The organism is Bartonella sp. F02 (assembly GCF_026929975.1).
GTDB lineage: Bacteria > Pseudomonadota > Alphaproteobacteria > Rhizobiales > Rhizobiaceae > Bartonella.
Genome location: NZ_JANHOK010000005.1, coordinates 80,831 through 103,265 on the forward strand (window position 1 = coordinate 80,831; position 22,435 = coordinate 103,265).

19 protein-coding genes and 1 tRNA gene are annotated in these 22,435 nt (G+C 38.9%); 9 read left to right on the forward strand and 11 right to left on the reverse strand.

What is annotated here, in order from left to right:
• The first annotated feature begins 282 nt into the window (after positions 1-282).
• From tilS to glmM, 3 genes are all read left to right on the forward strand, one after another.
• Positions 283-1,692, forward strand: a complete 1,410-nt coding sequence (gene tilS / locus NPY00_RS05195; RefSeq protein ID WP_269021016.1) for a tRNA lysidine(34) synthetase TilS — start codon at positions 283-285, stop codon at positions 1,690-1,692.
• Positions 1,693-1,842: 150 nt separating this feature from the next.
• Positions 1,843-3,885: an ATP-dependent zinc metalloprotease FtsH gene (gene ftsH / locus NPY00_RS05200; protein WP_269021017.1), complete on the forward strand. Its 2,043-nt coding sequence runs from the start codon at positions 1,843-1,845 to the stop codon at positions 3,883-3,885.
• A 540-nt stretch (positions 3,886-4,425) separates the two neighbouring features.
• Positions 4,426-5,775 carry a phosphoglucosamine mutase gene (gene glmM, locus NPY00_RS05205; RefSeq protein ID WP_269021018.1) on the forward strand — a complete coding sequence of 450 codons (1,350 nt, stop codon included), beginning with the start codon at positions 4,426-4,428 and terminating at the stop codon, positions 5,773-5,775.
• 132 nt (positions 5,776-5,907) lie between these two features.
• Here glmM and NPY00_RS05210 read toward each other — a convergent pair whose 3' ends face one another.
• Both NPY00_RS05210 and NPY00_RS05215 read right to left on the reverse strand, forming a co-directional pair.
• Entirely contained in the window at positions 5,908-6,228 is a 321-nt protein-coding gene (locus tag NPY00_RS05210) for a hypothetical protein (RefSeq protein WP_329957999.1), read from the reverse strand.
• Positions 6,229-6,348: 120 nt separating this feature from the next.
• Entirely contained in the window at positions 6,349-6,675 is a 327-nt protein-coding gene (locus NPY00_RS05215) for a DUF883 family protein (protein WP_269021020.1), read from the reverse strand.
• Between the two features lie 479 nt (positions 6,676-7,154).
• Between NPY00_RS05215 and NPY00_RS05220 the strand changes: the two genes are divergently transcribed.
• On the forward strand, positions 7,155-7,994 hold the full coding sequence (locus tag NPY00_RS05220; RefSeq protein WP_269021073.1) for a MotA/TolQ/ExbB proton channel family protein: 840 nt from the start codon (positions 7,155-7,157) through the stop codon (positions 7,992-7,994).
• The gene (locus tag NPY00_RS05225) at positions 7,994-8,617 is read left to right on the forward strand and encodes a biopolymer transporter ExbD (RefSeq protein ID WP_269021021.1); all 624 of its coding nucleotides are present in this window, start codon (positions 7,994-7,996) and stop codon (positions 8,615-8,617) included. Before NPY00_RS05220 ends, NPY00_RS05225 begins: the two co-directional genes overlap by 1 nt.
• A 41-nt stretch (positions 8,618-8,658) precedes the next feature.
• On the opposite strand, the gene dut is transcribed toward NPY00_RS05225, so the two are convergent.
• Positions 8,659-9,210, reverse strand: coding sequence for a dUTP diphosphatase (gene dut / locus NPY00_RS05230; protein ID WP_269021022.1), 552 nt, complete (start codon positions 9,208-9,210; stop codon positions 8,659-8,661).
• Positions 9,211-9,546: 336 nt separating this feature from the next.
• Between dut and NPY00_RS05235 the strand changes: the two genes are divergently transcribed.
• Complete coding sequence (locus NPY00_RS05235; protein WP_269021023.1) at positions 9,547-9,792, forward strand: hypothetical protein; 246 nt, start codon at positions 9,547-9,549, stop codon at positions 9,790-9,792.
• Between the two features lie 29 nt (positions 9,793-9,821).
• On the opposite strand, the gene NPY00_RS05240 is transcribed toward NPY00_RS05235, so the two are convergent.
• From NPY00_RS05240 to NPY00_RS05255, 4 genes are all read right to left on the reverse strand, one after another.
• The gene (locus tag NPY00_RS05240) at positions 9,822-10,628 is read right to left on the reverse strand and encodes a VIT1/CCC1 transporter family protein (protein ID WP_269021024.1); all 807 of its coding nucleotides are present in this window, start codon (positions 10,626-10,628) and stop codon (positions 9,822-9,824) included.
• A 540-nt stretch (positions 10,629-11,168) separates the two neighbouring features.
• Complete coding sequence (locus NPY00_RS05245) at positions 11,169-11,696, reverse strand: type II toxin-antitoxin system PemK/MazF family toxin (protein ID WP_269021074.1); 528 nt, start codon at positions 11,694-11,696, stop codon at positions 11,169-11,171.
• A 271-nt stretch (positions 11,697-11,967) separates the two neighbouring features.
• Positions 11,968-12,552, reverse strand: a complete 585-nt coding sequence (locus tag NPY00_RS05250) for a disulfide bond formation protein B (RefSeq protein ID WP_269021025.1) — start codon at positions 12,550-12,552, stop codon at positions 11,968-11,970.
• A gap of 15 nt (positions 12,553-12,567) precedes the next feature.
• Complete coding sequence (locus NPY00_RS05255; protein WP_269021026.1) at positions 12,568-13,176, reverse strand: YqaA family protein; 609 nt, start codon at positions 13,174-13,176, stop codon at positions 12,568-12,570.
• Between the two features lie 184 nt (positions 13,177-13,360).
• Here NPY00_RS05255 and NPY00_RS05260 point away from each other — a divergent pair.
• Both NPY00_RS05260 and NPY00_RS05265 read left to right on the forward strand, forming a co-directional pair.
• Positions 13,361-13,445 (forward strand) — tRNA-Leu (locus tag NPY00_RS05260).
• A gap of 805 nt (positions 13,446-14,250) precedes the next feature.
• Positions 14,251-15,456 carry a multidrug effflux MFS transporter gene (locus tag NPY00_RS05265; protein WP_269021027.1) on the forward strand — a complete coding sequence of 402 codons (1,206 nt, stop codon included), beginning with the start codon at positions 14,251-14,253 and terminating at the stop codon, positions 15,454-15,456.
• 272 nt (positions 15,457-15,728) lie between these two features.
• On the opposite strand, the gene NPY00_RS05270 is transcribed toward NPY00_RS05265, so the two are convergent.
• The 4 genes from NPY00_RS05270 to NPY00_RS05285 form a co-directional block, all read right to left on the reverse strand.
• Positions 15,729-16,076, reverse strand: a complete 348-nt coding sequence (locus NPY00_RS05270) for a hypothetical protein (protein ID WP_269021028.1) — start codon at positions 16,074-16,076, stop codon at positions 15,729-15,731.
• Positions 16,077-17,307: 1,231 nt separating this feature from the next.
• Entirely contained in the window at positions 17,308-17,916 is a 609-nt protein-coding gene (locus NPY00_RS05275) for a hypothetical protein (protein ID WP_442864033.1), read from the reverse strand.
• Positions 17,917-18,186: 270 nt separating this feature from the next.
• Positions 18,187-20,109 carry a toprim domain-containing protein gene (locus tag NPY00_RS05280; RefSeq protein WP_269021029.1) on the reverse strand — a complete coding sequence of 641 codons (1,923 nt, stop codon included), beginning with the start codon at positions 20,107-20,109 and terminating at the stop codon, positions 18,187-18,189.
• Positions 20,110-20,119: 10 nt separating this feature from the next.
• Positions 20,120-21,508: a YdaU family protein gene (locus tag NPY00_RS05285; protein ID WP_269021030.1), complete on the reverse strand. Its 1,389-nt coding sequence runs from the start codon at positions 21,506-21,508 to the stop codon at positions 20,120-20,122.
• Between the two features lie 471 nt (positions 21,509-21,979).
• Between NPY00_RS05285 and NPY00_RS05290 the strand changes: the two genes are divergently transcribed.
• Positions 21,980-22,297: an XRE family transcriptional regulator gene (locus tag NPY00_RS05290; RefSeq protein ID WP_269021031.1), complete on the forward strand. Its 318-nt coding sequence runs from the start codon at positions 21,980-21,982 to the stop codon at positions 22,295-22,297.
• Positions 22,298-22,435 lie beyond the last annotated feature (138 nt).

The following is a 22,435-nucleotide window of genomic DNA, read 5'->3' on the forward strand; positions in this document are numbered from 1 at the left end:
GTGTTTGCTTTCCCTACCCGCTTGGGATAGGGAATCGGTTGGAAATTGGCACAGATCACTGAAATGAAACAAAAATTTCAGAAAATTAAAATTGCCTTTCTCAAATGAAGAATTTAAATCTGTTCTTATGAATGAGACCTAAGTGATTTAAAAACTATGATTTAAAAATTATTTACAGACACAGGTCAGCACGTTACAGAAAAGTGAATATCCCAGTTTTTTCCTTTTTCAAGGGAAGATGTTTTTGATAAACGATTTAAATGAGGAGCAGAAACTTTCTCAGTGCCTATTCAATTAGCAGAGAATCTTTTTAAAAAGTCCGATTTTTCTGAATGTCAGAAGCTGCTTCTTGCTGTTTCTGGGGGCGGTGATTCGCTTGCTTTATTATTTCTGGTTCGGGATCATTTGAAAACGCTGTCGGCTCCTCCTGAGGTCATTGTGGTGACAGTGGATCATCAATTGCGTCAAGAATCAGCGCGTGAAGCAGAATACGTTGCAGAAATCTGCCATGCTTATCAGATGAAACATATTATTGTGCGGTGGGAAGGTGAAAAACCGAAAACAAATATTTCTGAAAAGGCCCGCATTGCCCGCTATGATCTTTTGTTTAAAGAAGCTCAAAAACAGGGCGCAACGCTGATTATGACAGGCCATACACTGAATGATCAGGTTGAAACTTATCAAATGCGCAGTCAACGGGTTCAAAAAAAACAAAAAATTAAGCACAAAAAAAGTACAGAAAAAGTAGAAGAAAAATTGACTCTTCAACCAGATACGGGTGTGGAAAACGATCAATTAGAGTGGAGACGAGGATTGTCTTGTATGCCACGGGAGTCATTACTATGCCAAAAGGTGCGTTTGATCCGTCCATTACTTGGTGTCAGACGCGCAACATTGCGTTCTTATTTATCATTAAAAGGAAAAACGTGGATTGAGGATCCAACAAATGAAGATATGAATTTTGAACGGGTGCGTGTGCGGCATTCTATTCCTTCTGAGCAGTTGATGACCATTGCTGGAAAGATCAATGAAGCGACGCTTAAACGGCGCCAGCAAGCACAAAAGATTGCGGATTTAATTTTAGCATTAGATATTTCTGTTAAATATGGGCGTTGTTTTATAAAAAATCCTGCTCCCTGCTTATACAAACATCCATATTTCTCCTTTGTTGTGGGATTATTTGCCGTCTTGATGGGAGGACGCTCTTATTTGCTTTCTTATCAAAAATTAATGAATCTCGGTCAAAAATTATGTTTGCAATATCCAGAAAAACAACGGTTGACTCTGGGAGGATCTGTCATTGAATATAGTCAAAAGGGCATTTCTTTTTGGCGTGAATTTCGAAATCTGAAAGAAGAGACAATTGCACCAGGTGAGACACTTGTATGGGATGGGCGCTATCAAGTGACCAATCATGAAAAACAAGCAATCAAGGTCGGGGCAGCAGATCTTGAGCACTTGAAATATTTTCTTGATAATGGCATAGTGAGTTTAGAGCGTCCTCACTTTCCTTCTTTGCAAACTCTTCTGATGATTTCAAAGGAAACAAAGATCATTATTCCAGAGCTTACAGATCTATCCTCTGCGCACCATGAAATCGCTATCACGCGCATCATGGCACCCTTTAATTGGTTATTATCGCAAGAAGATGCTGCAATTGTTCATGTTATTTGGCCTTTTTTTAGAATTTAAAAGAGAATATTTTAATATCAAGGAGAAAAGATGAAGAAAATCGTTCTAAAAGGTGATAAACATCTTGTCATATCTTGGCAAGGCGGAGACAAGGTTATATGTTAAAGAATAACTCTTTAAGAAATTATATCTGATTTAAGTGGACCTAATATGAATTCCAATTATCGCTCCCTTTTTATTTGGGGGATTATCGCTTTAATTCTCATTGTTTCATTTTCTCTCTTTAATGGAGGGAACCAGCGTGCGGGAACGGGTGAGCTTTCTTATTCTGAATTTTTACAGAAAGTTGAAAATAATGAACTTTATTCTGTCACTATTCAGGGGCAACGGTTAACAGGACAGACCACAGATCGTAAAGTTGTTTCAACTTATGCACCAAGAGATCCGAGTTTGGTGCAAAAGCTAGAAAATAAAAAGGTTAATGTGAAGGCTGTTCCTGAAAGTTCTGGAAATAACATCTTTCTCAATCTATTGTTTTCGTTACTTCCTGTGATTATTATTGTGGGTGCCTGGATCTTCTTTATGCGGCAAATGCAAAATGGATCCCGTGGGGCCATGGGGTTTGGTAAATCAAAAGCAAAATTACTGAATGAAGCGCAGGGGCGTGTCACGTTTCAAGATGTCGCAGGTGTTGAAGAAGCGAAACAAGATCTCCAAGAAATTGTCGAATTTTTACGCGATCCGCAAAAATTTCAGCGTTTAGGAGGACGTATTCCACGCGGTGTTTTACTCGTTGGTCCTCCTGGAACTGGGAAAACCTTGCTTGCACGCTCTGTAGCAGGAGAAGCCAATGTCCCATTCTTCACAATTTCAGGATCAGACTTTGTGGAAATGTTTGTGGGTGTAGGGGCAAGCCGTGTTCGGGATATGTTTGATCAGGCTAAAAAAAATGCACCTTGTATCATCTTTATTGATGAAATTGATGCAGTGGGACGTCATCGTGGAGCCGGTTTGGGCGGTGGAAATGATGAACGAGAACAGACATTAAATCAGTTGCTGGTTGAAATGGATGGTTTTGAACCCAATGAAAGCATCATTCTGATTGCTGCAACAAACCGTCCCGATGTGCTTGATCCTGCTTTATTAAGACCAGGGCGATTTGACCGACAAGTTGTTGTGCCAAATCCTGATGTTTCTGGACGGGAACAAATTTTAAAAGTTCATGTGCGGAATGTGCCTTTAGCACCAAATGTGGATTTGAAAGTTTTGGCTAGAGGAACTCCAGGATTCTCTGGTGCAGATCTGATGAACCTTGTGAATGAAGCCGCTTTAATGGCTGCAAGCCGCAATAAAAGAGTGGTGACAATGCAAGAGTTCGAAGATGCAAAAGATAAAGTGATGATGGGAGCTGAACGGCGATCAACGGCTATGACGCAAGAAGAAAAAGAGCTGACAGCCTATCACGAAGCAGGGCATGCTATTGTTGCTCTCAATGTTCCTGTGGCCGATCCTGTTCATAAGGCAACCATTGTTCCAAGAGGAAGAGCTTTAGGGATGGTGATGCAATTGCCTGAGGGAGACCGCTATTCCATGAGTTATCGGTGGATGATTTCACGTCTGGCCATTATGATGGGAGGAAGAGTGGCGGAAGAATTGAAATTTGGAAAGGAAAATATTACGTCGGGTGCGGCGTCCGATATTGAACAAGCAACAAAATTAGCACGGGCTATGATTACACGATGGGGGTTTTCTGATCTGCTAGGAAATGTTGCTTATGGAGATAATCAGGATGAAGTTTTTTTAGGACATACCGTTGCCAGAACGCAAAATGTTTCTGAAGAAACAGCACGGATGATTGATTCTGAAGTACGGAAGCTGATTGATGATGCCTATAAAAGTGCAACAAAAATTTTGAAAACAAAAGAAAAGCAATGGTTCGCTTTGGCTCAAGGTTTGTTGGAATATGAAACATTAACTGGTGCAGAAATTAACGAGGTGATTGCTGGAAAATCGCCTTCACGAACACAAGGGAATGTTAATGAACCTCCACGGACATCTGCTGTCCCTAAAATAACAGCAAAAACGGGGAAAGAGACAGAAAAATCGAGTAAGACAAAGTCTGAAAGTACTGAGCTTGAGGAAACTCAGCTTAAAGAAGATCCGTCGACGGGGAAAAACTCTGGAGAAGCCAAAAGCGATGCGGTTAAAGCGAAAAAAACCAAATCCAAAGCTGCGAAGACTAAGGATACTTAAAAGACATCAAAAATAAAAATGAAGATCAATAAATGGATGTTTTTAAGAGGAAATAAACTCTAGACAAAGTAAAGACGTTGAGACGCAAAAAGTGCGTCTCAACCAAAAGAAGAAAAAACTCCAAAAGAAGACAAAACTATTGTCTTGTGATGCTGCAAAAGGATCAAACAAGAAGATAAAGTGAGTGTGTGGCAATTCGTTTAAGTCTCTATAAAATGAAAAAGAAGATCTGAAGAAATCTGTAAAAAAATTGAAAAGAGAAAACTCAAAAATTCTGTTAAGATTTTTTTTAGAGATATATTTGATGCTATTCGAGTGAATAATGTTCCCCATAGTGATCAAAATAGTGTGTTGTCCTACCAAAAAGAGAGTAAGCAACAGGTTTTGCATCAATAAAATTGAAAAATTTTCTGAGGTGGAAACGTGGATTTTTAAGTGAGCGTTTTTATTGTTTAATTTGATGATTTCAAAAGAAAAATAGAATCGAATTCTAGTCTGAAGAGACTGTGAAGAAAAAAGTGCGTGGACAAAGGAAAAAAGATGGCGCGAAAATATTTCGGGACAGATGGAATTCGAGGGAAAGCTAATTTTTTTCCCATGACGCCAGATTTTGCCATGAAAGTTGGAATGGCGGTTGGAATTTTATTTCGATCACACCATCAATCGCATCGTGTTGTTATCGGAAAAGACACACGTTTGTCTGGATATATGTTAGAAAATGCTTTGGTTGCAGGATTTACTGCTGCCGGAATGGATGCTTTTTTATTGGGGCCTGTCCCTACACCTGCAGTGGCGATGTTATGTCGTTCATTACGTGCGGATATTGGAGTGATGATTTCTGCTTCGCATAATCCTTTTTATGATAATGGGATTAAGCTTTTTGGAGCCGATGGATTTAAATTATCTGATGAAATAGAACAAAAAATTGAACAGTTAATTGACACGGATTTATCGAAATCTTTAGCGGGTTCTAGAGAAATTGGATGTGCAAAACGGGTTGAAGGCGATATCTACCGTTATATTGAATATGCAAAACGAACTTTACCGCGGGATGTAAGGTTGGATGATTTACGGATTGTGGTTGATTGTGCCAATGGCGCTGCTTATAAAGCCGCGCCTCGCGCTTTATGGGAACTGGGAGCAGAGGTTTTTGCGATCAATGATGAACCAAATGGTTTTAATATTAATCAAAAATGTGGGTCAACCGATCTCGATTCTTTAAAAAAGAAAGTGCATGAAGTGCGGGCTGATGTGGGAATTGCTCTTGATGGCGATGGAGACCGCGTTTTAATGGTGGATGAAAAAGCGCAAACAATTGATGGAGATCAGTTGATTGCAGTTATTGCTGAGCATTGGCACAAAAATGAACGGTTACAACAAAACGGTGTTGTTGCGACAATCATGTCGAACTTGGGGCTTGAGCGTTTTTTAATGAGTAAAGGCTTGGATCTCATTCGAACCAAGGTTGGAGATCGCTATGTCGTTGATACAATGCGTAAAAAAGGCTACAATGTTGGCGGGGAAGCTTCGGGACACATTGTTTTGAGTGATTTTTGCACAACAGGGGATGGTCTTGTGGCTGCATTACAGATCTTGGCTTGTATGCAGGAAAGTCAACAGTCTATGAGCGAGTTGTGTCAGCGTTTTGAGTTTGTACCGCAGGTTTCAAAAAATATAAAAATTAAAGATAAAAATGTTTTACAGAAATCTGAAATAAAAACAGCAATCGATAAAGCAACACAACGCTTGGGACAAAATGCTCGATTGGTTATTCGTCCTTCTGGAACGGAACCGCTAATCCGTGTTATGGCAGAAGGGGATGATGAAAGAGTAATTGAAGCGATTGTTACCGATATGGTGGATGTTATTGCACGCAATAATAATCTTTAAGCAAAATATCGATTAAAAAAAATACAGATTTTCAAGGGATCCTGTCTCTCTCTTTCATGAAGAGAAAAGTGCTTCTCTCTCAGAGAGAAGCACCTTGGGGGGGAGCTCAAATTTGTGTTTAAAGCATGCCTTTTAAGAAGAGCCTTTTTTGTCTTTTTGCCATAAAAGATAAGCCGCAAGCCCAAGGGCTGGTACACCTAGTTTAGCAAGAGGCAGATATTGACTTAAAAGTGCAAGACCGGATACGGTTGATGCGGCTATCAATTCATGATTGCGTTCTTTTAACTGCTTTTTGTGTTTGTATTGTTGGTAGGTTTTAAAAAGACGTCCCAAAAAAATGCTGAATCCTGCAATAAAAAGCCAAATGACAAAAAGAGTTCCGGCTGCAGCAAGAGGAGACATCACAAAACAAAGAGCAATAAAACCTATAATGTTTAAAAATATCAGAGCCATAAACAATGAAATCCCAATCATGATGCAAAAAATCATTTGAGTTTGAATTTTTTTGACGGTGTTTTTGATCCCACCGCCAACAAAATAGCTCATGAGAGGTGCAACGAAGTTATACATGAATTAACGACGCAACAATTGAGCAAGAATAAAACCAACACCCGCTGCAAATAGAACGCTTTTCCCTGGATTCTTATGGATGCAGTGGTTCATATAGTGTTCAAAATCATTGATCTTGTCTTTTGCTTGAGAGATGATTTCTTCACCATTGTCTTTTGCGGAATGATAAAGTTTTTCAGCTTTGTGTTTTGTGTCGTTTAATTTATTTGCACCAAGGTCACTCAAGCTTGAAGTAATGTCTGCAATTTCACCGCGCAATTGTTTCAATTGTGTTTGGAGCTCTTTTTCTTTTCCCATTTCTTTATTTCCTGCCATTTTATTGTTTGCCATGATGATTATTCTCTCTTTTTTTGAGTGTTGTATTTTATGGACGCATTTGCTTTAGAGTAAAAATTTTTGAATATTTATAGTGCGGATAACGTTGCATAAGCTTCTTGGTTCCATCTTTTTATTTTTTTGCAAAAAAAATCGGTTCGATCCGTTTTCTGCGGATAAAGGGAAAGAAATTTTTATTCCAGAGACAAGAAAAGATGTTTTATGAAAAAAAGAAAGATGGATAAAATATCTTTGAAAAAGAGAAAGAAAAGAAAACAATAAACGAAAATAAAAACACTGTTTTATGATCAATTCAGAGAGTGTGTCTGTGAGAAGATTGCTCAAATGTTTTTCTCTTTTTACGTGCCTTTTGTTGCCATAAGGTATTCCTTAAATTTGACACACAATACCGTTATGAAACATCACCTTAAGAAAATGATAAAAAATGATCAGCAGAATTGTGTGAAGGAAAGGGGTATAAATATAAGATGAATATGGAAACTGAAACAGCATCTTTAGAAACAAATTCTTCTCCGTTTCTGACCCATAATCTTTCCCCTTTTTCGATGTTTATGGATGCTGATTGGGTTGTTAAATGTGTAATCATTACTTTATTGCTCACTTCTATTCTGTCTTGGACAATTTCTTTTGTTAAAATTATTGAAATTGTATTGGCCAAACGAAAAGCACGTTATGAATTGCATGTAGCTTTGAATGCTCAAACGCTCTCTCGTTTGGCGGCAAGTTTGAAAGATCAAAAAGGGGTAGGCATGCTCTTTTTGAAAGAAACACTGAAAGAAGTTTACTTGTCGACACAGCGGATGAGTCTCATTGAAACCGAGGAGCCCAGTGACAAGACAAATGAAGAAAAAAGCTCTGATCATAACGTTGCGTACGGTGAGGATTTTATTCAACAGGATGATTTTTTACGAACAATCAATGAAGGCGTAAAACAACGGGTGCATTCGATTTTGTCACGCTGTTTGCTGTCTGTGATGCAACGTATCTCGTGTGGCAGTGCCATTCTTGCGACTGTTGGGTCTATTGCCCCTTTTGTCGGGCTTTTTGCAACAGTGTGGGGAATTATGAATGCTTTTATTGGCATTGCTCAATCACAAACAACACGGTTGGATGTTGTGGCTCCAGGGATTGCTGAGGCCTTACTGGCTACGGCTGTAGGACTTTTTGTCGCTATTCCCGCTGTGATTATGTATAATGGTTTATCTCGCGCCCTCAATAGTTATCGGAAGGATTTGGGAGATATTGCTGCTGCAATTGAAAGACTTTTAAGTCGTGAATTAGATAGGCAAAGACAGCAAAAAAGCCGAAAATAATGAAAACAAATTTTAATGATGAGTGGAATACAGAGGATTTTGGGTTACAGCATGATATCAATGTAACCCCTTTTATCGATGTTGTTTTGGTTTTATTGATTGTCTTTATGGTTGCTGCGCCTTTAGCGACATCCAGTATTCCTGTACAATTACCGTCAATAACGCAAGCACCAACTCCTCAAGTGGATCAACCTCTCTTTATTACTGTGCAGAAAGATGACACTCTTTATATTGGAGATCATTTTGTCAATGAAACCAATTTTATTGAGATTTTGGTACAGGAAACAAAACACAATTTAGAAACAAAAATTTTGATTCAAGCAGATACAGATGTCAATTATGGCTCCATTGTTAATGTGCTCAATAAACTACAAACCGCTGGATATACAAAAGTTGGTTTTGTTGGGTTGCAAAAGGCACCTCATAAAACGACAGACAGAAATACACATGATAAAACTGAAAATAGAGGCAATGACAATGGAAAGAATGGCTCTGTAGAGAGGGGAGATCATTCTGAAGGAAGTACCTTCCATCGGGGAACTGATGGTGCCACAAACACAACAACGCATCCCCCCACACCTGTGGCACCTTTTTCTGTCGATATTCCGTTCTCTTTCCCATAATTTTTAAAAATATTATGGAAAAGCGCTAATTCTATCGGACGTTAATAGTTTCCTGTTGAACCAAAACCCCCATCACCGCGATCCTTGGTATTATGCGGCATGGAAGAGGTCTCTGGGGAGGAGGTCTTTTCTTGGTCTGATCCCTTTTCGCAAAGAGCAACGCGAACAACAGGTGCAATAACAACTTGGGCAATGCGCATGCCACGCTCAATCGTGAAATCTTCTTGTCCTAAATTGATGAGAAGAACTTTCACTTCACCACGGTAGTCACTGTCAATGGTTCCTGGTGTGTTGAGGCAGGTAATGCCATGTTTAAGAGCTAAGCCAGAACGGGGGCGTATTTGTGCTTCGTAGCCGCGTGAAAGGTGAAAAATTAAACCTGTGGGAATAAGCGCGCGTTGCCCAGGTGCAAGAACAAGCGATTCCCCTTCATTGAGCGCTGCGCGTATATCAAGACCAGAAGATCCTTCTGTGGCATAGTGGGGAAGGTCTAAACCTTGTCCATGTTCAAGACGTTCTATGGGTAAAGTGACGCTCTTTGAGAGCGTGCTCTGCGGGTGATCCAGAGGAGAATTCTGTTGAGTATAGGACATAATACGGCGCTTTCAGAAATAAAATTGATAGATGCTTTTAACAAAGGCTTTGGGGCAAGACAAGACTCATTCAAATAAGGTTCTTTGTTCAGACAAGACTCATTCATGTCTTATGTTTACACAACACAATGATTAAGGTGTATTGATGGAAGAATTTTTTTTATTATTTTGAAACGCAAATGCTTGCGGCACAATTAAATTGTCACCCATAAACCCTTGAAGAAAAGCACGCCAAAAAGGTGTGGATATGAATTTATTCTGAATCCACACACGGTTTTATGTTTAAAAAACACCATAAAAAATGCAATAAAAAGTTCTTTGTCTTAAAGAAAATTGATGAAAAAGAGAGGAATGTCTCCTTTATTTCCCTCAGTTTTGTTCTTGTCTCTCTTTGGTTGTTGTACCACTGGCTATCCTTCTTTATTGGAGAGCGGTGTTTCTGATAAGCTTTTATCATCCTGTTTGATCTCTCTGAACCTTCAAAAGGCTGGTGCACAAAACAAAGGAATGAGCCTTATTTCTACAGAATACAAGGATGACAGCTTGGATGACAGCTTGGATGACAGCTTGTTGGGATTATAGCTTCTTGATGTAAAAACTCTCTTGTTGCTTTATATGTTGCCTATCAAAACACCCGTAGCAAAAACCAAAGCTCCGCCAATAAGGACCTGGAGAGAAGCACGCCAAAAAGGGGTAGACATGAATTTATTCTGAATCCAAACAATGGCGCCAAGCTCAAAAAATACAATAAGAAATGCAATGAGTGTGGCCAAGGAAAAAGAATTGATTAAATAAGGGAGTGTATGCCCCATCCCCCCCAGCGTTGTCATGATACCGCTGGCAATGCCTCTTTTAATGGGAGAGCCACGCCCTGATAAAACGCCATCGTCATGGGCGGCTTCTGTGAACCCCATTGAAAGACCCGCTCCAATTGAAGCAGACAAACCAATCATAAAGGTTTGATGTGTGTCTCCCGTTGCAAAAGCTGCCGCAAAAATGGGAGCAAGAGTAGAGACAGAGCCATCCATTAACCCCGCAAGACCCGGTTGAATCCATGTTAAAAGTGTTTGCTTTTGTTTTTGCTCTTGTGTGGTTTCATTCACATTCTCTGTATGATGAGTATTTTGAATGGCGGATGTGTCATCTAAAAAAGGAAATGGATCTTCAAGTGAAGGCCCATGCTTTACACATCCTTCGCAAGAGAAATTAAGAAGTTGTTGATAATTCTCAAGCTCTTGGCTGCTCATGGCTGTAAAAACTGCGGCTTGATTAGGACAATGAGGCTGTAAAGCCTTAGCTGTTTTTAAATAAAATGCTGCACGCGCTTCTTTCGATTTAAGAGCGCGAGTGATGATTTCTTGCGCTGAGCAAGAAGAAAAATTTTTGCGCTGTATGAATGAAAAGAAGGAGGTTAACATGAGTCGGTTCCTTATAACTTAGAATAATTCTAAGGAATAATTTAGAATAATTCTAAAATATAAAATGAAAAACATGAAAGTCAATTCACAATTTATTAAAAGTTTGATACACAAAAAAAGAACAGTCTCAAAATACATGTTCTGAGCAAGAAACAGTGTTCTCTCAGAAAGGTTCCTCATCAAGCGTGAAAATGGATCGAAAAAGGGGAAAGATCATTGATCTGAAAAGAGAGAAAAAAATTCTGAAAAAGGAAAAATAATCCTTTGATTGTGCTTTCCTAAAAGTGGGAGGTTATTTATCTTTGATTAAAAAGAAAAAAGAAGCATCGAGAGAAACTTCATTCTGAGAAAATAAAAACACTGTGGGAAAATAAAAGGAAGAGTTTCTTTACACAAAAACGACGAAAGGAGTAGTTACCTACTCCTCCGTTCCTATCTCCCCTTTCGGGGAAGCGGCCATTATTTCTAATGCCGTAGATACCTTCTATATAGTCTCATTTTTTTTAAAAGTCAATGGGTTTTTTAGTCAGGTTTTTTTAGTCAGTGATGCAAACGGGGTAAATATTTATGCATAATCGCCACGACTTTATCAAAATCTTCTTTGGGCAATCGTGGAACATAATGCGAGGCACTTAAACGGCTCACTGAAACTGTTGTGACATAATTGCAGATAATCCACGATTTTTTATTTTCAATAGGAGATTGCAGTGGGTAAGCCGCTGGATTACTGGGTTGTGACTTTGTTGTAAAGGGTAAAACAGTCACATTGCCATGCAACCTTGCACATTTAGAAAGAATTAAAACAGGACGTTTTTTCCAAAATTCAGGTAATATTGCATCATGAGGAAAATCACACCAAAAAACTTGCCTAATACGTGGCGCTGACCGAATGCGTGGCTTTATCCGAGGCGGTTTAACGTAAGGGTCGTTAAGATCTCCCACATATTTATGATGCTCACGCCAAGCTGCATGATCATGTTCCATAGGGTGCTGCGGTTCTTCGAGATGTGTTATATCGAAAGAAGTTGGCGTTGAAAGTGGAGGTACTTTATTTTTATCATCGGGCATAGCAGATCTCTCATCTATATCAAGCCCCTCATTGATTTCCATGGTTACTTCGAAAAAAAGTTTTATCAAAATATTTTCAATAAGTACAGAGGGTTAAAGCAATAAAGGAGTTATTTTTTTAGCAAAAACTTTGCTGAAAAGAAACAATAAGCCCGTTCATTTTAGATTGAAGGGGCAAAGGGATCATCATGGAGAGACGATGATGGGGTGAAGGAGGAGTGTTAATAAAAAAATTTAAAGAAAATGAAAAAAAGTAAACGGAAGAGTTTTTTCATTGTCCTGTTTGTGTTGTGTTCCGATGTGCAAAAAATCCTTTTGAAACCATATACAGACTGATCAGTGTGAAAAAAAAGCTCGCAATCATATTCCAGTTTGCTAATGAAAGGAAAAGAAAGCGGGTTGGGGCTTCAGAACACGAAGGACGAAAAGTTTGGTTGAGCTGATCTAGAAGCTGAGTGCTCTTTGTGATGAGCCTGCTTGAACTGATTTCACAGCTGGAAGGAGCAGACCAAAGGTGAGATTCAACACCTGTATGATAGATCGCTAAGATAAGACTGCTGATCATGAGGAGAAAAACACACAAAAATAAAAAGCGTGTCCAAGAAGATACCTTAGAAACCCATGACAAAAAGCCTGCTAAAATTAAGAGAGGGATAGCGCTATAATAAGGAAAACGTTCAATTAAACATAAATGACAAGGAAGATAACCACCAATATATTCCAAACCAAGTGCTAAACCTATGGTGATCGAGAGAAAAAAAGCTAAGAAAAAAGCCCATAGGCTTTGTTCTTTGTTGTTTTGTTCTTCGAATAAGTGTTTACGCAGCCAATGATGAAAAGGTAAAAAGCCAGTCATGATATGTCGTATTCCTTAAAGAAAAAAACTTCTTTGCAAAAGAATAATGTATAGTCCATAAATCAATAACAAAACAACACATCCAATGAGAATTACCCATTTGAGATGACGAGAAAGAAAATCTATCGTTTGATGACCAAAGCGTCGAATAAGCCAAGCAAGAAGATAAAAACGTGCTCCTCTTGAAACAGCGCACAGTATTACAAAAATGCCAAGATTAACACCCATAACGCCTGATAGAATTGTCACAATTTTAATGGGCGGAATGTGTGAGAAACCTGAAATCAGCAATAAAATGATGAGAAGTTCCAATGTGGAGTTGTTTTTAAGCGCTTGAAAACTCTCATATTTATCATAAAACTCTAAAATTGGTTTGGCAAGAGCATCATAAGCAAAGTGACCAATAAACCACCCAAAAATTCCTCCTAGAACCGAGAATAGGGTCGCAATAAAAGCATAATGATACGCTTTCTGAGGTCGAAGGAGAGTCATTGGAATATATATAAGATCAACGGGAATTGGAAAAAAAGAGCTTTCAATAAAAGCAATAAATCCAAGCCAGCGAGGCGCATTTTGCCGGTGTGCTACAGAAGCAACCCAAAGCTTTAATGTATTCCATGTCATGACTATGATTCCATAGAGTAGAGAGAGCAAGAGTGTAAAGATTTACTAGCTAAATGGAAAAGAGTAAAAATAATGCGAATTTTTTAAAAAACAAAAGTACACGGTTGACGATTTATTCTTCTTCATATACTGCAGAGAAAAATAAAAATTCAAAAAGGCTCCATCTGTGTTTTAGAGAGTATGTGCGGGTGTGGTGGAACTGGTAGACGCGCCAGACTCAAAATCTGGTTCCGAGAGGAGTGTCGGTTCGAGTCCGACCACCCGCACCACTTTATTTTCCATCGTGAATATTATCGCCCATTGTGAATATCATCAATGAAGTGACTCAGAGAGACTCAATAAGTTTGCTCTAGATAGATTGAATGAGTGCACTCTTGTGATTCTTGTCATCATAAAAAAGTTCTAGACAGAGGGAGAGCCATGTCTTTATTGGTTTTGTAGGCTCTGGTTTTGTTAAAGTTAACAATGCGCAAATGGTCTTATTAATGATCGGGGTAAGAACCGTTTAATGATCGGGGTAAGAACCATGCTGGTCGGCCTTATCGGATTTTGGAGTCATTGACAGAATAAACTTTGAGTCATGGACAAAATAAACAAAGCAATGAATTGAAAAACTCTGAATAAGCATCACTCAAAGTGAGATAAACCCCGTTGATCGTTTGCTATGCAAGCCCATTTTCTTCAAAAGAAGGAAGAGAAAATAATAATCCTTTTTATATAAAATTATTCTTATTGTTGTGGGCACGCTATCAAAAAATGCAATTTCATCGAGAGTCAGAAAAGATGCCTTGCAGAATGTTGCGGGAGAGAGCTGAGTGTGTTGTGTTTTTCTTGATGTGTGAAATGGCTGAAATGTTGAAAGTGACATGTAAAAAGATGAAGAAGAAAAACAGTGGACAAAGATGAAATGAAGAAAAACTCTCATAAAAAATCATTGAGCTGTTTAAAGATAAGTATAAAAATAGAATAAATAAGTATAAAGATAGAATAAATAAGATTATTAAAAATAAGACGAGTCTCATTGCTTATAAAACAAATATAAATCTTTTAAATCAGCAGTAAATTTGTTTCATCATGTCTTATAAACCAACATTATTCTTTATCGTCTCCATGATATGTTTATCGATAGGGGGATTGATTTCTACCGATATTTTTTTGCCAGCGCTGGATCCTATGCGTCAGCATTATCATGTCACAGAATCGCAAATTCAAAATGCTATCGCAATTTTTTTATTCGCTATGGCTTTGGGACAGCTGATTTACGGACCCTTGAGCGATAATTTTGGGCGAAAAAAAACGCTGCTCTTGGGTTTATTTATATGGCTCTTTGCGACTTGCAGTATCCTCTATACAGTCGATAGTCACTCTTTCCTTCTTTTACGCTTTTTGCAAGGTCTTGGAGCGTGTGCTGGGATCGTGATAAGTCGCGCTATGATTAATGATTCTCTTGATAAAAAAGCAGCCGCAAGGCTTTATTTAGTGATTTTTCCCTTTGTTGGGACATCGCCAGCGCTTGCTCCCTTTATTGGAGGGCTTTTATTAAACGCTTTTCCTTGGCAAGCGACTTTTATCTTTTTAAGTTTCTTTATCCTGTGGACCATTGTGTTGAGTTCTTTTGTTTTGACTGAAACTCTACCTGGGCACAAACGACACCCTTTTTCTTTGATGGGGATTGTGAAAAACAGCCTAGAGGTGCTGAATAATAAACAGTTTGTCTTTTATGCACTTATTCCCTGTTTTGCTTATGCAACTTATTTTGCTTACATTGTGGAATCTCCTTTTTTATTAAAAATTCTGGGGTGGCCAGTTCACTTTATTGGATATAGTTATATTGGAGTTTCTTTAACTTATGTCTTGGGAAATTTAACAGCGCGGTGGTTTCTCAAACAAAAGTCTATGGAAAAGACCATACAATATGGATATGTGATTTTCATGCTGGGAGGCGTCTTGTTTGCTTTGCAAATGTATGTCAGCCCGTGGCCGGCTGTGACAACTGTTATCGCGATTTCTGTGCTCACCTTTGGAAATGGGTTTTTATTACCGCTGGGAACAGCGTTGGCCATTGCATCCCATTCCCATGCAGCGGGTGCAGCATCTGGTGTTATGGGCGCTTTACAATTAGGAAGTGCAGCCTTGAGTGCAGCGGTGATCGGAAAACTCTCTGGACATGATCCATGGACTGTTGGTCTTTTATTGGCGGTGTGCTGTCTTGTGGGGTTTATCTTCTACAAGTGGAAAGCACATTCTTTTATACTGACAGAAAATGAGCCAATCAAATAATGCCAACTAAATAACGAAAGACATCATTTCTAATCAAAAGTTAGAAAGAAAACGATTGGACTTTAAAAAAGAGAGATGTCTCAACAGAATAATATTTCTTTTAAAGAAATGGAGATTATAAAAACTATGGCCGGAAAAAACCTCCAATAGTTTTAAAACTGTCTTCAAGTATAACGCGATAAAGGTGAAAATAACCCAATGCAGGCGTCTAAAAAATGAAGGCTCTATTGATATAGAGCCTTCACGCAATCGATCTGTGAATTTAAAAGATCTTATGTTTCATTTGTATCATTTGTTTTATTTGTTTTATTTGTTTGTAATCTAGCGTCGATATAATCAATGACAGTATGCGCCATTTTAGAGAACCCAGAGAGTATAATTTCCCCTTGGAGATAAACATTTTTCACTTTTTCCCATATATTTCCAACTTTTTGTGGAGAGATAAACAAACTTATTGGCTGTAAAAGACCATGAAATTTTTCATTACAGTACGGACCGACTCCGTGAACAGTCGCAACAATAGGTCTTTCATTTATCTCTGTCGTTTGGCTATAAGCATGCCCTATCGTAGGTAAATTATAAGTTATCGCAAGTAAAAATACAAAATGTTTGATATTCATAGCGATACTCCCATATTATTATTATTATTTCACAATAAATATCCAAAATGGCTTTTACTATATTTTAATTAAAATGTCTATAAGTAAAAATAATAAAAATAATGTATTACTTGCAAATTATTTTCAATAATCACTTATAAGAAAGAAAAACTATTCATAATTTTCAATAGAAAAACTTTGAATCTCAGTATTTATAGTATCAATACTATGGAGAAATATTAATTATATTTAATGTAGGATTTGAAATACATATTTTTATTTTAATGAACGTATTTTATAAAATAACTTTGTAAGAATAAAAATAAAATGAACAAAAATAATCAGTAAAAACTATCATATTATACTGTAATACTATGCTATAGTACTATGGATTGATGGTTTATTGAAAGTCATTTTTTATTTCATTGTGAATTATAAAATGAATGATATGATTTTTTATCATCCGTCAGTTTGTATTTTAATCAGTTTGTATTTTAATATGAGTGTTTTTATGTCTCTTTGCTAAAAATTATGTCTCTTTGCTAAAAATAATGACTGTTTAAGATTTCTTGAAACATAATAATATCATTGGTTTCATTCTTGAGAATGAGCGAAAGAAAGTGTGTAAAGCAAGAGGGCATGTGTGAAATCTTGGAGCCATTCTCAAATCTTTTGAAAAGTTCTTCGCAAAAGAAGAAAAGGATTTTTGAACAGAGGTCATCAATAAGCAGAGATGATCTTGGCGCTGGTGAGGTCAGAGAGACGAATTATCGTTTATGATTCGATTCTTTGATAACACGATATTGAAAGAGGCCTTCTTGAGATTGCAGAGTGTCTGATTCTTGACACGAAAAATGTACACGAAAAATTTGAGTGAAAACCACTTGTTTATGCCTGCATTTGATTATGCCTGCACTTGTTTATGCATTTTATGCCTGCGATTGATTCGTATGTTCTTATGTTGGGAGAAAGTTTTTTATGATTCATAGGATTGTTGAACAGATTTTCATGCGATCAATGTTGTGAAAAAAAAGCGATCAAGGACATGAGAATGCTTGAGAGCAGAAAAAACAAGAATATCAGTGACAGCATAGTACGGGGGAATAGGATGCAAAAAAATGAAAGAGGCGAAAAATAAGTATCGCCTCATGGGAGAGAAGAGTTCGAGTTGAGAAAGAGAAATTGATGCCATAGAAAAAATAACAATGGCAAAAAAGACGAAAGAGGAGAGGGAAAGTCTCACAGAAGGAGATTAATGATTGGAATATCCCCAATGGGTGGCCATGAGATCAAGACAATCTCGTAAATGATCAGCAAGAGAATTCTGTTTGCGTTTGGAGGCGCTTAAATTTTTAACCGCTTGACCATATCCTATAACGCGCTCAACAAGGGAATAACCTAAAACCCCAAGCTGCGTTTTTATTTCTTTTAAGTGATTGGAAGCGTCTATTTGGCGTTCAATATTATTCGTATAACAATGACCACCGTCGACTTTTTGTCGGCTGTAGTCAAGGCTCATGGATGTTTCCCCACGACTTTGAGACCAGTAAAAATAAAAACGTTCTGAGGCTTTGTATTGGGCTTTGCTGATATGGCCTTTCGCATATAAAAGAGCAATAGGATGGTTGCGTGCATTGATTGTGGCAAAGATCGTGCGTGGATTACTGGAACTTTCTTGTGCGGTTGCTTGGAAATAGGGATTGCTGGTCTCAATGCAGATCTCTTGCTTTTTTGAGTTAGTTGAAAAATGATTTTTTTCAGAATTGATACAATTCTTCTTTTGAATCAAAGAGCAAGAACACAGAGAGTGTGTCGGGGTTTTGGTGTGATGAGAAGTCAGTATTTTCTCGTGGTGTGACATGATGTATACCCTCCAATGGATTGCTTGTGTTGTTATTTTTCAAAAAATGAACATTGTTTGAATTGTAAAAATGCGCTGTTGAGAGCAAAAAGCATGCATTTTTAATAAGAATTGAATGTGTAAAAGGTTTTTAAGATCTGAAACTTTCTGTGAGAAGAACTGGTCTCCTAAGGGAGATTTTGTTTTTGAATTAAAAAAGATACGTTTATGGGCTTCACCAGAAGGTCTCTTTGGAATCAAAAAGCATTTTGAAGAATCAAAAAAAAGCTTTTATGGAACGGCTTGTGAAGGAAGTGAAGATTCTTGACAGAGAGCCGAGGTAGGGGGTGTTGAGGTTGGCATGGTGTTGGTTGCCAAGGGGTGAGGTTGAATGGGCTTGGGAGAGGTGGCATATTTTTGTTCTCGCTCAATATAGCGGCGTGGCCATGGCGTATTGTCAGAAGAACAACGATAGCGATAAGTCTTGGAGTCAAACCAAAGACCAACTTTCCCTTCAAAATCGCCAGAACGCTGTTTGGCGATATTGATAATAACACCAGGGCGTGTTGATAATTGTGCTTTTTCTTCTGGGTGATGGGCGGCAAAAATCTTGTCCTCTAAAGAACGATTGCGCCAAATTGTAATAATGTTAAAGGCATTGGCGCCAATTTCTGAGGCTCCTTTAATGTCTTCTGTGCCAGGAATATCTTTCTCTAAACCGCCTTTGCGGGCATGCGCGACAAGGTGAATATGAACAGCATTTAAAATGGCCCAATCAACTAATTTATAAACCGCTTGTTCTTGCCCTGTATAATCGTCTGAGGCGATCCCTAAACGCATTAAACTGTCAATGATAAATTGATCGCAGCCATATTTTGCACGGCAATAATCAAAAACATCAAGTAAGGCATCAACATTTGATTTCCCGACATGTTCATAAAGAATAAGACCCTTGTCCAAAAAATGTAAAATACGCTCAATCATCTCGGGAGTTGGCTGTTCTAAGCCTCCCGTTTGTTTCGTTAAACGGCGCAAAGATTGTTCTCCCTTCATTTCTAAGGAGGCTAAACAAAGACGGCTCTTTTGCGCAATCCAATGCGGAATACAGTCGGATAAAAGCTGGCTTTTGCCCGCTCCACTGGCGCCACTCCACAGGGTTAATTCCGATGGACGAAAATAAAGTTTGCCATTCAATTTCGGGTAAGGAACCGTATATCCTTGATGCTCTTCAGCTGTAGGCCAGAAGAGATGGATGATTTTGTCTTTATAATCTGAGGCACGGTGTAACCCTTCTGGCGTAAAATTTTGCGCTTGGGAAAAGGCTGTTGCGAGTGTTTTTGCATCAAGACCAGCACGCAGACAATCATTGGCATCTTTATGAGGAAGGTGGACACGATAACAACGGTGGCGCCCAAGACGATGAGCAATCTCAAGAGCCGCTTCTTCTCCTGGTTTGTCCATATCTGTGGCTAAAAAAATTTTCTCAAAAGACTCTAAATGGTCAAATTCATTTTCAATCCAATTGTGTTTGCCTCCTTTTCCCCCGCCAAACGGTAATGAAACAGCTGGGTAGCCATAGGCCGCTAACGAAAGAGCATCAATTTCGCCCTCTGTAATCACAATTTCACGACTCTTGGCACATAAAGCCTGCCAGCCAAATAAAATGGGTTCACACTGAGAAGCTGTGGGTTTTGCTTTCGCACCAGATTCCGCTAAGCGCTCTTTGACCAGAGCAAGTGTGCCATCCGGTTTATAAAACGGAAAAACAATCTTCTTGCCATTTTCTTGAATTCGGTAACGCTTGATAATGTCTAAGGGAATCTGACGCTCTTTCTCTAAATAGGTTTTAACCCAATGTTTCGGTTCTCCCCCCGTGGGAAGAGGAGCAGGGCGATAAAGATGACGTGGCGCCATAAAGGGCTTAGGGCGAGAAAGATTAAGGTATGCACGTGCTTCTTCTAAAGCTTGAGGAAGACTAATCCCTTTCACCGCACACCAAAGATCTAAAAGATCCCCACCGCTCCCTTCTGCAAAATCATACCAAAAACCGGATTTCTGCCCACTTAAGCAGACCGATAAACTTTGACCAGCCTCACCGCGTGTGCTGCCGACAATCCAATCATTGCCGCGTTTGCGTCCTTGAGGAAGAAGCATGGCTGCAATCGAGCCCGCTTGGGATGAAAGCTTTTCTTTGATCTCAAAAATTGTACTCATCTTGATGCACTCAATAATTGATCAGACTTTGGTAAAGCATGTCTTCATTTGTGTTGCGGGACCGGTTTTGGGCAGAAGAAGAAAGAACAGACAATTTTTCACGATTGTCTTGTAAACGCTCAATTTCACGCCGGAACCAGTTGCGCCATGTGGCTTGCCAGTCAACTTTCAAAGCATCTTTGCCACTTTTCGCATGCCAATAGTCACGAAATTTCTTTTCTTGCCAACGCGCTTGCTCTTCACTCAAACCTTCTGAAATTGCTGCACCAATATCCGCACGCCAATCAAGAGGCAGTCTTTGCCCTTTCGGCGATTTTTCTGAGCGTGGGCGTTTTGGTGAACCCATCGCTGTTGGAGAAGAAAGATCCACTGTTGAGGAGGAAGATATGGAAGAAAATTCCGCAGAAACGCCCGTGTGATCTTGAACAACAAGAGCTTGAGGCGTTGCTTGCGCTGAAGAGGAAAGAGTGGCGCAAGAGGAAATTGGCTCGGAGTTGCAATCTCTCGATGGTGCCAAAAGAGACGCAGAGCAGAGATCAGGGCCTTGGGAGATACCTTGAGACAATCCTTGAGAGGGGTTTTGAGAAGAGCCTTGGGAGAGACCTTGAGACGAGCCCAGAGACGAGCCTTGGGAGAGACCTTGAGAGAGGGCTTGAGAGGGGGCTTGAGACGAGTTTTGAGACGAATCTTGAGGCGAGCCTTGAGAGAGGGCTTGAGAAGAGCCCAGAGACGAGCCCAGAGACGAGCCTTGAGAGAGGGCTTGAGAGGAGTTTTGAGACGAATCTTGAGACAAGCCTTGAGAAGGGTCTTGAGACGAGCCCAGAGACGAGCCTTGGGAGGTGTCGTTTGTGGGCGTCAAGGGAGAAGAAAGCAGTTCAGATCTCTCTTGAGACAACGAAAAAAAAGATCGTTTTTTGGAAACACCGTAAGGTGTTTCTTTTTCTCCTCCCTTTTGAGCTTCTGAGTTATGTGTCTCATCTCTTGGGTAATTGTTAGAGAGCTGTTCAAAAGTCGTATTGATTTTCTTACGTTTTTTGGCAGAGGCGTGCCCCGCATAGGATTTTTTCTTAAGCAATTGTGCACGCTCTTCAAACACATGGCCACAGCGTTCATTCCAAAGTCCATTCGCTAAATTCAAAATCTTTCCTTCTGAAATGAGCATTTCTAAAACGGTCACAAAAGTCCGCTTGTCACAACCGCAAAGACGCGCTAAACGCTCTTCTGATAAGTCAAGAGGACGGCCACGGGCATAAATTTCATTGAGTAAAATCGTGTAAATACCAATTTCATGTGCACGCATGCCGCGGACACCCCCAAGAAAATCATTTTGGTACCAACAAACATAAGGAAGTGTTGATGCTTCATAAGAAGGAGTTTCTGATGTATGATCGTGTTTCATGAGACAATCAGCTTTCTTGTGTTTTGATCGATTTTTGTTTAAAAAAGAATCTGAAACACTAGCGTCGTGCGTTTTGAAGCATGAGACCGCAATTGATCGTTGGATAAAGTGTAAAGTATTTCAGATTTGTTTCGTTTTTTTCTTTGTTATTGTGTTCGATACGTTTTCTGTTTGCGCGTTTTTATCAAATTTGCTCGTTCTTTATAAATACTCTAATATCTGTCGATTGCAATTTTAGGTTGCATCTATAAAAAAGAGTAAATAATACAATGTGGGAGATGCGTAAGATTATGAGCACCTTTCTGCATCTTTGGAATTGGTGAAGTGTTTTGTAACCTAAAAATGAGGCTGTATCTCCCCTTAAAAATTAAGTTTTATTGTATTGAGTGTATATCCTCTTTAAAGGATATTTTCAAGTCAATTTTATAAAAGAAGATGTATTTTTAAAAAGACAAGTTATATGGTGAGACTATGAAGATTGATGGTTGGCGTCAAAGATTAAACAAAGCAGTCGAAAAAAGTGGACGGTCAAAACGATCCATTTCTCTTGCTGCTGGTAAAGGAGCGGGATATCTTCATTCCATTCTCAGTGAAGGAAAAGATCCAACAATTGAGTCGCTTTCGGATGTCTGTCATGTCATTGATATTAATATGAGTTATATTCTTTATGGATATGATGCAAGTTCTGAAGATAAAGAGTTTATTGCTCTAATTTCAAATCTTTCTCCTGAGGAACGGCAGGCAATTTTGACTCTTTTGCGTCGATCACATGCCGAAGGAAAAGAATAATTTCTTTTTGTGTTTGCACATCAAGATTGCTCCAATAGTGTATTAATTTAAAATCATTCATTTTAGTCCTCCCGTCTACTTGCGGTTGCTTGGAGTATAAGAACATATAGAGAGCAATACGAAACAATAAGCGAATAA